Annotated in this window: 11 protein-coding genes; 9 read left to right on the forward strand and 2 right to left on the reverse strand. The window is 71.7% G+C overall.

What is annotated here, in order from left to right; translation table 11 throughout:
- Positions 1–117 precede the first annotated feature (117 nt).
- The gene (locus BZY54_RS16575; protein ID WP_086725968.1) at positions 118–567 is read right to left on the reverse strand and encodes a metallopeptidase family protein; all 450 of its coding nucleotides are present in this window, start codon (positions 565–567) and stop codon (positions 118–120) included.
- A 305-nt stretch (positions 568–872) separates the two neighbouring features.
- Between BZY54_RS16575 and BZY54_RS16580 the strand changes: the two genes are divergently transcribed.
- The 8 genes from BZY54_RS16580 (at position 873) to BZY54_RS16615 (ending at position 9,445) form a co-directional block, all read left to right on the forward strand.
- Positions 873–1,298, forward strand: coding sequence for a DUF3499 domain-containing protein (locus tag BZY54_RS16580; protein WP_086725969.1), 426 nt, complete (start codon positions 873–875; stop codon positions 1,296–1,298).
- A 196-nt stretch (positions 1,299–1,494) separates the two neighbouring features.
- Positions 1,495–2,859 (forward strand): phosphomannomutase/phosphoglucomutase, encoded by a 1,365-nt coding sequence (locus tag BZY54_RS16585; protein WP_086725978.1) that lies wholly within the window; start codon positions 1,495–1,497, stop codon positions 2,857–2,859.
- Between the two features lie 180 nt (positions 2,860–3,039).
- Entirely contained in the window at positions 3,040–3,210 is a 171-nt protein-coding gene (locus tag BZY54_RS16590; protein ID WP_086725970.1) for a Trm112 family protein, read from the forward strand.
- 173 nt (positions 3,211–3,383) lie between these two features.
- Complete coding sequence (locus tag BZY54_RS16595) at positions 3,384–4,511, forward strand: SIS domain-containing protein (RefSeq protein WP_086725971.1); 1,128 nt, start codon at positions 3,384–3,386, stop codon at positions 4,509–4,511.
- Between the two features lie 68 nt (positions 4,512–4,579).
- The gene (manA, locus tag BZY54_RS16600) at positions 4,580–5,731 is read left to right on the forward strand and encodes a mannose-6-phosphate isomerase, class I (RefSeq protein WP_086725972.1); all 1,152 of its coding nucleotides are present in this window, start codon (positions 4,580–4,582) and stop codon (positions 5,729–5,731) included.
- 193 nt (positions 5,732–5,924) lie between these two features.
- The gene (locus tag BZY54_RS16605) at positions 5,925–6,908 is read left to right on the forward strand and encodes a cation diffusion facilitator family transporter (protein ID WP_086725973.1); all 984 of its coding nucleotides are present in this window, start codon (positions 5,925–5,927) and stop codon (positions 6,906–6,908) included.
- Positions 6,909–7,234: 326 nt separating this feature from the next.
- Complete coding sequence (ahcY, locus tag BZY54_RS16610) at positions 7,235–8,692, forward strand: adenosylhomocysteinase (RefSeq protein WP_086725974.1); 1,458 nt, start codon at positions 7,235–7,237, stop codon at positions 8,690–8,692.
- Positions 8,693–8,827: 135 nt separating this feature from the next.
- Positions 8,828–9,445: a hypothetical protein gene (locus tag BZY54_RS16615; protein WP_086725975.1), complete on the forward strand. Its 618-nt coding sequence runs from the start codon at positions 8,828–8,830 to the stop codon at positions 9,443–9,445.
- A 31-nt stretch (positions 9,446–9,476) separates the two neighbouring features.
- Here the strand turns inward: BZY54_RS16615 and BZY54_RS16620 are convergent, their stop codons facing one another.
- The gene (locus tag BZY54_RS16620; protein WP_086725976.1) at positions 9,477–10,511 is read right to left on the reverse strand and encodes an RDD family protein; all 1,035 of its coding nucleotides are present in this window, start codon (positions 10,509–10,511) and stop codon (positions 9,477–9,479) included.
- A gap of 130 nt (positions 10,512–10,641) precedes the next feature.
- Here BZY54_RS16620 and BZY54_RS16625 point away from each other — a divergent pair, with 130 nt between their 5' ends.
- Positions 10,642–11,649, forward strand: coding sequence for a stage II sporulation protein M (locus tag BZY54_RS16625; protein WP_086725977.1), 1,008 nt, complete (start codon positions 10,642–10,644; stop codon positions 11,647–11,649).
- Positions 11,650–11,879 lie beyond the last annotated feature (230 nt).

The following is an 11,879-nucleotide window of genomic DNA, read 5'->3' on the forward strand; positions in this document are numbered from 1 at the left end:
GATCGGGAGGACCCGTCCTGATCAGGAGGGCCCCTGGTGAGGACCGGGAGAGCCTCTGGTGAGGGGGAGAGGGCCTTGATGAGGGTCGGGCGGGCCCTGCCGAGGCCACGGCTCGGCTCAGTCCTCCCCGTACCGGGGATCCACCGTCTCCGGGGTCAGCCCGAGCAGCTCGGCCACCTGCTCGACCACGATCTCGTGCACCAGGGCGGCCCGCTCGTCACGCCCCTTGCTGCGGATCTCCACCGGCCGCCGGTAGACGACCACCCGCGCCCGGCGGCCGTCCTGCGCGGGCACCGTGCCCCCGAGCGGCACCGGCTCGTCGCTCCAGGCCTGCCCCGGCCCGTCCAGCCGCGGCACCTCCAGCACGAGGAAGTCGATGTCGGCCAGCTGCGGCCACCGCCGCTCCAGACGGTCCACGGAGTCCTGCACCAGGTCCGCGAACGCCTCGGCACGGCTCGCGGCCAGCGGCACCTGAGGCGGCGCGATCGGGCCGCGCATGCCCCTGCCGTGGCGATCACGTCGTCGGGGCCCGGGGCCGGCGGAACGGGGCGGTACACGGTTGTCCATCACTGCTGAAGGGTAGTCCCCGCCGCCTGTCCGCGCCCGGCTCGGCACGGCATGCCCAGCACATACCGGACACCGCGTCATCCGCGTGATCGCGTGTCACTTGATGCCCTTTCCAGCCAAGCTCGGGCTCGATTCCGTATCTCTCCGAGACCGTCGAGCTCAAGGCAATTGACAGTGTTTGTACCCAGTCGTGACCGGAACGAGAGGCGCCCGAGATCGCGTTCTCCGCCGTCTGCGCAGGTCAGCAGGGAGTGTCGGAAGGAGTGTGTGGGGCGTCTCACAGGACGACACGGTGGGGTGACCTCGTGGAGAGTCGTCGCGGCCCGCTCAAGAGTGCGGTACCGTCCAACATCGTGAGCCCTGTACGTCGCTGTTCGCGCACCGCTTGCGGCCGTCCTGCCGTAGCGACGCTGACGTACGTCTACGCCGACTCGACCGCTGTCCTCGGCCCGCTCGCCACCTACGCCGAACCCCACTGCTACGACCTGTGCGCCGAACACTCCGAGCGCCTCACCGCTCCGCGCGGCTGGGAGGTCGTCCGGCTCATCGACGGTTCGGCGCCCGCCCGCCCCAGCGGCGACGACCTGGAAGCGCTCGCCAACGCGGTGCGCGAGGCGGCCCGGCCCCAGGAGCGGGCGGCGCAGGCCGGTGGCGGCGGAGCGCGCGGGGCGGACCCCATGGAGGTCGCCCGGCGCGGTCATCTGCGGGTGCTCCGGTCACCGGACAACTGACAAAACCGTTCACCACCGCGCGAGCCGAGGCCTGTGCCCAGCGGTGCGCCACCGCGCGAGCCGAGGAAAACCCCCAACGGCTCGCAAGTCCTTCCCAGTTCTTCCAGCAGTACGCGTGCCCCGTCACTCAGGCGTCGGCTCCGCCGCCCGGGGCGGGTAGTTTGTGGTGACCGATTGGACTCCAGAAGGGTTGGCCGTGGCTGCTGATCTGTCGCAGATCGTGAAGGCGTACGACGTGCGCGGGGTGGTCCCGGACCAGTGGGACGAGTCGCTGGCCGAGCTCTTCGGCGCGGCCTTCGTCCGGGTGACCGGCGCGAACGCCATCGTGACCGGGCACGACATGAGGCCCTCGTCGCCCGGCCTGGCCGGTGCGTTCGCGCGCGGCGCCGCGCGGCTCGGCGCCGACGTCACCGAGATCGGACTGTGCTCGACGGACCAGCTCTACTACGCCTCGGGCGCGCTGAACCTGCCGGGCGCGATGTTCACCGCCTCGCACAACCCGGCGCAGTACAACGGCATCAAGATGTGCCGGGCGGGCGCGGCCCCCGTCGGCCAGGACTCGGGCCTGGCCGAGATCCGCGAACTGGCCGAGCAGTGGCGCGAGTCGGGTGCCCCGGAGCCGGCCGGCCGGGCCGGAACGATCACGCGGCGCGACACGTTGGAGGACTACGCGGCGCATCTGCGCTCGCTCGTCGACGTGTCCGACATCCGCCCCCTGAAGGCCGTCGTCGACGCGGGCAACGGCATGGGCGGCCATACCGTCCCCACGGTCCTGACCGGCCTGCCCGTCGACCTGGTCCCGATGTACTTCGAACTCGACGGCACCTTCCCCAACCACGAGGCGAACCCGCTGGACCCGGCGAACCTCGTCGACCTGCAGAAGCGCGTCCGCGAGGAGGGTGCCGACCTGGGCATCGCCTTCGACGGCGACGCCGACCGCTGCTTCGTGGTCGACGAGCAGGGAGAGCCGGTCTCCCCGTCCGCGATCACCGCGCTGGTCGCCGCCCGCGAACTGGCCCGGCACGGCGGCCAGGGCGTGATCATCCACAACCTCATCACCTCGTGGTCGGTCCCCGAGGTGGTCGAGGAGAACGGCGGCACTCCCGTGCGCACCCGTGTGGGCCACTCCTTCATCAAGGCCGAGATGGCGAGGACGGGTGCGATCTTCGGCGGCGAGCACTCCGCCCACTACTACTTCAGGGACTTCTGGAACGCCGACACGGGCATGCTGGCCGCCCTGCACGTCCTCGCGGCCCTGGGCGGCCAGGACGGCCCCCTGTCGGCCCTGGTGGCCCAGTACGACCGCTACGTCGGCTCCGGCGAGATCAACTCCACGGTCGACGACCAGGCGGCCCGCCTCACGGCGCTCAAGGCCGCCTACGCCGACCGCCGGGACGTCACCCTGGACGAACTCGACGGCCTCACCGTCACCGCCGCCGACTGGTGGTTCAACGTCCGTCCGTCCAACACCGAACCGCTGCTCCGCCTGAACGCGGAGGCGAGGGACGCGGCGACGATGGCCGAGGTGCGGGACGAGGCCCTGGCGATCATCCGCGGCTGACGGGCCGCCCGTGCCGCCGGATGCCGTACGGTCCTCGTCGGATGCCGTACGGCTCCGCCGGGCCCGGCCCGATGCCGTACGGCCCCGCCCGGCTCCGTCACCGGGCCCTCACCGGCGGTACCCTGACCAGGCACGTCCGTACAACCGCACACGCCCCCTTACGCCCCGGAGGGAACGCCCATGCCGCTCGAAGCCGGCCTCCTGGAGATCCTCGCCTGCCCGGCCTGCCACGCCCCGCTCAAGGAGCAGGACGCGGAGCTGATCTGCACCGGCCAGGGCTGCGGCCTGGCCTACCCGGTTCGCGACGGGATTCCCGTCCTGCTCGTCGACGAGGCGCGCCGCCCCGCGTGACCGACGTCCCGACGACTGGACGAGCCGACGCCCCACCGTCCTGACGTCCTGGCGTCCCCCTCGTCCTCGTCCTCGTCCTGACGTCCCCGACGTCCCATTCCCGACGACTCGACGTCCCGACGCTCGACGTCCCGGCGCCCCGGCGCTCGGAGCCCGATCGGAGGCTGCCGCCCATGCTCGACGAATCGCTGCTCGACGCCCCGGAGGCACTCGCCGAGGCCGACCGCCGCGGACTGCTCCGCGGTGCCGCCGAGGCCGGCGCCCGCGTCCGCACCGCCGCCCGGCACGCCGCCGAGGCCGGCGTGGGCGACCTCAAACCCGACGGCCGACCCCGGGCCGTACTGATCGCCGGACCGGGCGCCTCCGCCACCCACGCCGCCGATCTGATCGGCACGCTCGCCGGCGTCGGCAGCCCCGTCACCCGGCTGGCCCCCACCGGCGTCGCATCCGCCTCGGGCGCGCTGCGCTGGGAACTGCCCGGCTGGGCCGGCTCCGTCGACCTGCTGCTGATCGCCACCCCGGACGGCACCGAGCCGAGCCTGTCCCTGCTCGCCGACCAGGCCTACCGCCGCGGGTGCACGGTCGTCGCCGTCGCCCCGGCCGGCACCCCGCTCGCCGAGGCCGTCGAGGGCGCCCACGGCCTGTTCGTCCCCATGGCGACGGCCCCCTACGACCACGACGAGCCCCTCGCCGGGTCCGCCCCCGGAGTCCTGTGGGCGCTGCTCACCCCGCTGCTCGCACTCCTGGACCGGATCGGCCTGGTCACCGCCCCGCCCGACGCCTTGCTAGCGGCCGCCGACCGGCTCGACCACATCGCCGAGCGCTGCGGGCCGGCCATCGCCACCTACAGCAACCCGGCCAAGACCCTCGCCGCCGAACTCGCCGACGCGCTGCCGGTGATCTGGACCGAGGGCGTCGCCGCCGGCCCCGCCGGCCGCCGGTTCGCCGCCGGGCTCGCCGAACTGTCCGGCATCCCCGCGGTCGTCGCCGAACTGCCCGAAGCGATCGCCGCGCACAGCGCCCTGCTCGCCGGACCGCTGGCCGCCAGCGCCGACCCGGGCGACTTCTTCCGCGACCGCGTCGAGGAGCCGCCCGCGCTGCACGCGCGCGTGGTCCTGCTCCGCGACCGGCCGCTCGAAGGTCTCACCGCCGCTCCCGCCGCCCGTGACCTGGCCCTCAGCCACGACACGCCGATCAGCGAGCTGGAGCCGGAGCCCGGTGGCGAGATCGAGACCCTCGCGGAACTGATCGCCGTCACGGATTTCGCCGCCGTTTACCTGTCGCTCGCCTCCAGGGTCTGACCTGGGGATCCGGCCGGCCCCCCGGACGGGTGTGCCGGAGCCCCGACAACAACCGCAGAGAGAAGTGCATGGACCGCCTCGACAACACCGTCCGCCCCTACGCCTGGGGTTCCACCACCGCCATCCCGCAGTTGCTCGGCGTCGAACCGAGCGGTGAGCCGCAGGCGGAGATGTGGATGGGCGCCCACCCGGGCGCGCCCTCGCGCACCGCGCGCGGAACCCTCGTCGAGGTCATCGAGTCCGGCCCGGAGCGCGAACTGGGCGCCGAGGCCGTCGCGAAGTTCGGTCCGCACCTGCCCTTCCTGCTCAAGATCCTCGCCGCCGGCGCCCCCCTCTCCCTCCAGGTCCACCCCAACCTCCAGCAGGCCCAGGAGGGTTACGCCGAGGAGGAGCGCAGGGGCGTCCCCGTGGACGCCCCGCACCGCAACTACAGGGACGCCAACCACAAGCCCGAACTGATCTGCGCACTCACCGAGTTCGACGGCCTGTGCGGTTTCCGCGCCCCGTCCGAGGCCGCCGACCTGCTCGCCGCCCTCGACGTGGACTCCCTCAAGCCGTACGTCGACCTCCTGCACGCCCGCCCCGAGGAGGCGGCCCTGCGCGAGGTCCTCACCGCGATCCTCACCGCCGCCCCCGAGGAAATGGCCCACACGGTCGCCGAGGCCGCGGCCGCCTGCACCCGCCTCGGCGGCGACCACGCCCCCTATGCCGGCATCGCCCACCACTACCCCGGCGACCCGGGAGTGCTGGCCGCGATGCTCCTCAACCACGTCCGCCTGCAGCCCGGCGAGGCCCTGTTCCTCGGCGCCGGCATCCCGCACGCCTACCTCAGCGGCCTGGGCGTGGAGATCATGGCCAACTCCGACAACGTCCTGCGCTGCGGCCTGACCCCCAAGCACGTCGACGTCCCCGAACTCCTGCGCATCGTCCGTTTCGAGGCCGGCGACCCCGGCGTGCTGCGCCCCGAGGCCGCCCCGGACGGCGAGGAGGTCTACGAGACCCCCATCGACGAGTTTCGCCTGTCCCGCTACGTCCTCCCCGAGGGCACCACCGCCCACGACCTCAGCCTGCGCACCCCGCAGATCCTGCTGTGCACTGCAGGCTCCGTACGGGCCGGCGACCAGAAGCTGACCGCCGGGCAGTCCGTGTTCGTCCCGGCCGGGGAGAAGACCGAGGTGTCCGGGGCCGGCACGGTCTTCCGGGCCACGGTCGTCGTATGACCCCGCTTGCGGTGACCTGACGTACCGCTGCCCGAGGGGGCTGCAACAATGGCCCACCGGCAAAGGACGGGCAAAGCCGGAAACCGAACGGGCCGGTGACCGTGCACGGAATGGCCGGCGACCGGCACGGGTCCGTGCGGCACCGGCTCGTACGGCGGCGAGCAGCACGAAGGCGAAGGGACAACGCGAACACATGAGCGCGTCAGGCGGCACCAAGGCGATCGTGGCGGCACTAGGCGCCAACCTCGCGATCGCGGCATCGAAGTTCGTGGCCTTCGCCTTCAGCGGCTCGTCGTCGATGCTCGCCGAGGGCGTGCACTCGCTCGCCGACTCCGGCAACCAGTTCCTGCTGCTGGTCGGCGGCAAGAAGGCGCAGCGGGTGGCGACCCCGCAGCACCCGTTCGGCTACGGCCGCGAGCGCTACATCTACGCCTTCCTCGTCTCCATCGTCCTCTTCTCCGTCGGCGGCATGTTCGCCATCTACGAGGGCTACGAGAAGATCAGCCACCCGCACGCGGTGGAGCGCTGGTACTGGCCGGTGGCCGTGCTCGTCTTCGCGATCATCGCCGAGGGCTTCTCCTTCCGCACGGCCATGAAGGAGTCCAACGAGCTGCGGGGCGGGCTGTCCTGGGTGCAGTTCATCCGCCGCGCCAAGGCACCCGAGCTGCCGGTCGTCCTCCTGGAGGACTTCGGCGCGCTGATCGGTCTCGTCCTCGCCCTCGGCGGCGTCGGACTCGCCCTGCTCACCGGTGACGGCGTCTGGGACGGCATCGGCACCGTCTGCATCGGTGTCCTGCTCGTCCTGATCGCCCTCGTCCTGGCCGCCGAGACCAAGTCGCTGCTGCTCGGTGAGGCCGCCGGCGCCGACGTGGTCCAGCAGATCGAGACCGCCATGGTCGACGGTGAGACCGTCACCCGCGTCATCCACATGCGCACGCTCCACCTCGGCCCCGAGGAACTGCTCGTCGCCGCCAAGATCGCCGTGCGGCACGACGACACGGCCACCGAGGTCGCCACCGCCATCGACGCCGCCGAGGCCCGTATCCGCGCCGCCGTCCCCATCGCCCGCGTCATCTACCTCGAACCCGACGTCTACAGCGAGACCGAAGCGGCCAAGGGCCCGGACCCGGAGGCGACCCCCGGCGGACCGGGACCGCACTCCACCACGGGCCACTGAGCCCGCGACCGCGAACCCTCACGGGGCCCGCCGATCTCCTCGAGCGGCGGGCCCCGTCCCTCTTCCCGAACTCCCGCGAACGGCCCGGTCTGTCCGGAGGCGGGCTGGGGCCGCCCGGCCGTCCGGTGTAGCTTGGGACGGAGCCAGACGTCGCTGCTGATGGCGGTCGGGCGGACCCACGACGGGCCGGCCGAGGGAGAGAGGGCCTCCGACGGACTGCGCTGCGCGCACGCGGGCATGCCTGTGTCCTCTTCGGGCACCCCTGTGTCCGCCGCCGCGCAGGTCAGCCGTATCCACCTCGATCCAACCCCGAGGAGCAGCTCGCAATGACGACTGTCGAGAACCGACAGGACTTCAAGGTCGCGGACCTGTCCCTGGCCGAGTTCGGCCGCAAGGAGATCTCCCTCGCCGAGCACGAGATGCCGGGCCTGATGGCGATCCGCAAGGAGTACGCCGAGAAGCAGCCGCTGAAGGGCGCCCGGATCACCGGCTCCCTGCACATGACCGTCCAGACCGCGGTCCTCATCGAGACCCTCGTCGCCCTGGGCGCGCAGGTGCGCTGGGCCTCCTGCAACATCTTCTCCACCCAGGACCACGCTGCCGCCGCGATCGCGGTCGGCCCGGACGGCACCCCGGAGAACCCCAAGGGCATCCCGGTCTTCGCCTGGAAGGGCGAGAGCCTGGAGGAGTACTGGTGGTGCACGGAGCAGGCCCTGACCTGGCCGGACAGTCCCACCGGCGGCCCGAACATGATCCTGGACGACGGCGGGGACGCCACCCTCCTGGTCCACAAGGGCGTCGAGTACGAGAAGGACGGCAAGGTCCCCTCGCCCGACACCGCCGAGTCCGACGAGCACCGCGTCATCCTCCAGCTGCTCACCCGCACCCTGGGCGAGAACACGCAGAAGTGGACCCGGCTGGCCTCCGAGATCCGCGGCGTGACCGAGGAGACCACGACCGGTGTGCACCGCCTGTACGAGATGCAGCGCGACGGCGTCCTCCTCTTCCCGGCGATCAACGTCAACGACTCGGTGACGAAGTCGAAGTTCGACAACAAGTACGGCTGCCGCCACTCCCTGGTCGACGGCATCAACCGCGCCACCGACGTCCTGATCGGCGGCAAGACCGCCGTCGTCTGCGGCTACGGCGATGTGGGCAAGGGCTGCGCGGAGTCCCTGCGCGGGCAGGGCGCCCGGGTGATCGTCACCGAGATCGACCCGATCTGCGCGCTGCAGGCGGCGATGGACGGCTACCAGGTCACCACCCTGGACGAGGTGGTGGAGACCGCGGACATCTTCGTCACCACCACCGGCAACAAGGACATCATCCTGGCCTCCGACATGGCGCGGATGAAGCACCAGGCGATCGTCGGCAACATCGGTCACTTCGACAACGAGATCGACATGGCCGGCCTGGCCAAGGTGCCCGGCATCGTCAAGGACGAGGTCAAGCCGCAGGTCCACACCTGGACCTTCCCGGACGGCAAGAAGATCATCGTGTTGTCCGAGGGCCGCCTGCTGAACCTGGGCAACGCCACCGGCCACCCCTCGTTCGTGATGTCCAACTCCTTCGCGGACCAGACCCTGGCCCAGATCGAGCTGTTCACCAAGCCCGACGCCTACCCCACCGGCGTCTACGTCCTGCCCAAGCACCTCGACGAGAAGGTCGCCCGCCTCCACCTGGACGCCCTCGGCGTGAAGCTGACCCGGCTCCGTCCCGAGCAGGCGGCGTACATCGGTGTGGACGTCGACGGCCCGTTCAAGGCGGACCACTACCGCTACTGATCGACCACCGAGCCGCAGCCGCGTCTCACCCAGGTCCTCCGAGGCAGGCCCCCGCACCCCCGTGTCGGGGGCCTGCCCCTTTGGCCGGACAGACCGGCGACCGGCCGGACCGACCCGTCAAGCCCCAGGAACCCCATGCCCCGCGGCCGTTATTCGCTCCACGATCCGCACGATCACACCCCCCTCGCCGAAGAGCACTTCCAGTGCGCGCCCGGCCCTTCCGGCTGGCGCTACGTCTCCCAGGTCACCACCCCCTCGGGCGATCACCGCGGCTCCGTCGACCTCGCCATCGACGAACTCGGCCGTCCCATCCGCTTGGAACTCCACGCGGGAGGCTGGCAGGTGCGCGGCGCCGCCCTCGACGGTGTCACCTGGGTCCGTACCGACCCCACCGGAACCCACGCCACCGAAGGCAATGTGCGCGCCCACGCCTTCACCGGCACGTCCCCCGCGTTCCTCATCGCCACCACCAGTCTCCTGCGCCTCACCCCCTCGGCCTCCGCGACTCGCGTACGCCTCGTCACCTTCACGGAACCGGTCCTCGCCCCGCGCACCGTGGACCAGTCCTGGGCCCTCGTGAAAAGAGAAGCACACGCCACTGACAACGGCCCTCTGACCGTGGACGAATACCAGCTCACAGCCATGGACACGGGCGAACGGCACACCGTCCACATCGCCGGCGACGTGGTCCTGGCCGCCCCCGGCATCGAGCTCGAGGACCTCCAGTCACCACCCTCCGTCCTCCGTCCCTGAGCGAACGCCGAACGGGCACTAACCGGCCGCTCTACGCAGGCGGCACGAACCCGGTGCCACGCCTCTCGCCCGCCGAATCGCGGCCGGTCCGGCCACCCGAATCGGCCCGACCGTCCGAATACGGCGACGACGGCGACGAGGTAGCAGACGAAGGTTCGGTAGGACCCTGCGGCGGAGCTGGTGTCCCCGGTGCGCTGGGCGCCTGCGGTGCGGTGGGCGCCTCTGGCGAGGCAAAGGCCGATCCCGGGGGCGCGGGAGAGGGCGACGCCTCGGGCGTGGGATAACTCTGGGGGGCCGGCCCACGCGCCGCCGCCGAACCGTTTCCGAAGGCCCGTCGGGCCTCGCGGACCTGCCGCTCCTGCACCACCGCCGCCAGATACATGGCCGGCGGAACCCCGGGAGGCACCGGAGCCCCGGTGCGCGCCGAGAGGTCGGTGGCGAGCCGCTGCGCCATGTCCCAGCCGACCTGCTGATCCAGCTGCCTCATCCGCGTCAGGTACTGCCGGATCGCAAGCCACAGCCCGTCGGGCACCGCCGACAGGTCGAGAGCCGCGAAACGCCCGGCCAGCCAGGGCGGGGGCGGAGGCACGAAGGGCGCCTGCCCGGCCGGCACCCGCTCCCGGACCACCAGGGTTCCCGCGAAGACGTCACCGAGCCGACGTCCGCGCGCCGATGCCAAAGAGGAGATGCACGCGACGACGCCGAACGTCATCAGGATCTCCACCACGCCGATCGCCCCGCGCACCAGCGCGTGCCGGAACCGGATCGGCCCACCGTCGTCCCGTACGACACGCAGCCCACACGCCAGCTTCCCGAGCGACCGCCCGTGGCTGAGCGTCTCCACCGCGATCGGCCCGCCGACCAGCACCAGCAGGAACGTGGCGATCGACAGCGCGATCTGCGCCGCATCGTCCAGCGACGCCGTGGCCGCCACCACAGCCATGGTCACGGCCACGTAGACCGCCATCGCCACGGCGAGGTCGAGCAGTACGGCCAGCGCCCTGCTGGGCAGCCTCGCAGGGCGCAGTTCCAGCGCCACCGCCTCGCCCGTCACCAGCTCACTCACGCCCGCCGCCTTCCCCTGGCCCGCCTCGGAGACCGCCAGTCTGCCAAGCTGTGGGCATTCGCGCCGCAGTACGACAAGCTGACGCGTCCGACGGGCAGTCGACCAACCAGCCGAGGAGCAGGCAGACACGATGGACCTGGACGTCTTCGTCTCCGCCCACCGAGCCGAGTGGGACCGCCTCGAGGCCCTGCTCCGCCGCCGGCGCCGCCTCACCGGCACGGAGGCCGACGAACTCGTCGCCCTCTACCAACGTGCCGCCACCCACCTGTCCCTGATCCAGTCCAGCGCCCCGGACCCGCAGCTGACCGGCCGCCTCAGCCAACTCGTGGCACGCGCGCGCAGTGCCGTGACGGGAACCCGCCGCGCCTCGTGGCGCGACGTCACCCGTTTCCTCCTGGAGGGTTTCCCCGCAGCGGTGTACCGGGCGCGCCACTGGTGGGTGCCCACGGCGATCGTCTCCACGGTCATCGCGGCACTCCTCGGGTGGTGGATCGGCACCCACCCGGAGGTGCAGGCCTCCATCGCGGCTCCCGGTGAACTACGGCAGCTCACCCGCCCCGGCGGTGAGTACGAGACCTACTACTCCAGCCACCCCGCCGCCGCCTTCGCCGCACAGGTGTGGACGAACAACGCCCAGGCCGCCGCCATGTGCCTGGTCCTGGGCGTCTTCCTGGGACTGCCGGTCCTGTGGATTCTCTTCGAGAACATGCTCAACCTCGGCGTCGGCATCGGGCTGATGTCCTCGGCCGGGCGGCTCGACACCTTCCTCGGCCTCGTCCTCCCGCACGGTCTGCTCGAACTGACCGCGGTCTTCGTCGCCGCCGGCACGGGCCTCCGCCTCGGCTGGACTCTCATCGACCCGGGCCCGCGCACCCGCCGCACGGCCCTCGCCGAGGAGGGCCGTGCGGCTGTGGGCATGGCGATCGGCCTCACCCTGGTCCTCTTGGTGTCCGGCGCGGTCGAAGGCTTCGTCACCCCGTCGGGCCTGCCCACCTGGGGCCGGATAGGCATCGGAGTCGTCGCCGAGCTGTGCTTCCTGACCTATGTCTACGTCCTGGGCGGCCGCGCCGTGCGCGCCGGCGGTACGGGCGACGTCGTGGCGGACGAGCGAAGCGCCGGCGTGCCGATGGCCGCGTGATGTGCGGGAAGGCCCGTTGACCTGCTAGTCTCCTCTTCGCCCCACCGGAGCCGTTGACACGGAGCGGGTGGGGAGGTAGATTCGAACAGTTGCCTAGAGGTGGACCCAGTCCACCGGGCGCAGTGAGCATTTATCTGCTTCTTGGAAACATCATTTCAAAGAAGCCTCCCGATGAATCGGAAGCGAAGGCCGGTAAGACCGGCTCAGAGTCTCTGATAAAGTCGGGACCG

It is taken from the genome of Streptomyces carpinensis, assembly GCF_002154505.1.
Classification (GTDB): domain Bacteria; phylum Actinomycetota; class Actinomycetes; order Streptomycetales; family Streptomycetaceae; genus Streptomyces; species Streptomyces carpinensis.

What these genes read in the sequence shown, in the direction of transcription:
- BZY54_RS16615 (WP_086725975.1), top strand. Translation starts at nt 8,828, where the DNA reads ATGCCCCGCGGCCGTTATTCGCTCCACGATCCGCACGATCACACCCCC.
- BZY54_RS16625 (WP_086725977.1), top strand. Translation starts at nt 10,642, where the DNA reads ATGGACCTGGACGTCTTCGTCTCCGCCCACCGAGCCGAGTGGGACCGC.
- ahcY (WP_086725974.1), top strand. Translation starts at nt 7,235, where the DNA reads ATGACGACTGTCGAGAACCGACAGGACTTCAAGGTCGCGGACCTGTCC.
- BZY54_RS16575 (WP_086725968.1), bottom strand. Translation starts at nt 567, where the DNA reads ATGGACAACCGTGTACCGCCCCGTTCCGCCGGCCCCGGGCCCCGACGA.
- BZY54_RS16590 (WP_086725970.1), top strand. Translation starts at nt 3,040, where the DNA reads ATGCCGCTCGAAGCCGGCCTCCTGGAGATCCTCGCCTGCCCGGCCTGC.
- manA (WP_086725972.1), top strand. Translation starts at nt 4,580, where the DNA reads ATGGACCGCCTCGACAACACCGTCCGCCCCTACGCCTGGGGTTCCACC.
- BZY54_RS16595 (WP_086725971.1), top strand. Translation starts at nt 3,384, where the DNA reads ATGCTCGACGAATCGCTGCTCGACGCCCCGGAGGCACTCGCCGAGGCC.
- BZY54_RS16605 (WP_086725973.1), top strand. Translation starts at nt 5,925, where the DNA reads ATGAGCGCGTCAGGCGGCACCAAGGCGATCGTGGCGGCACTAGGCGCC.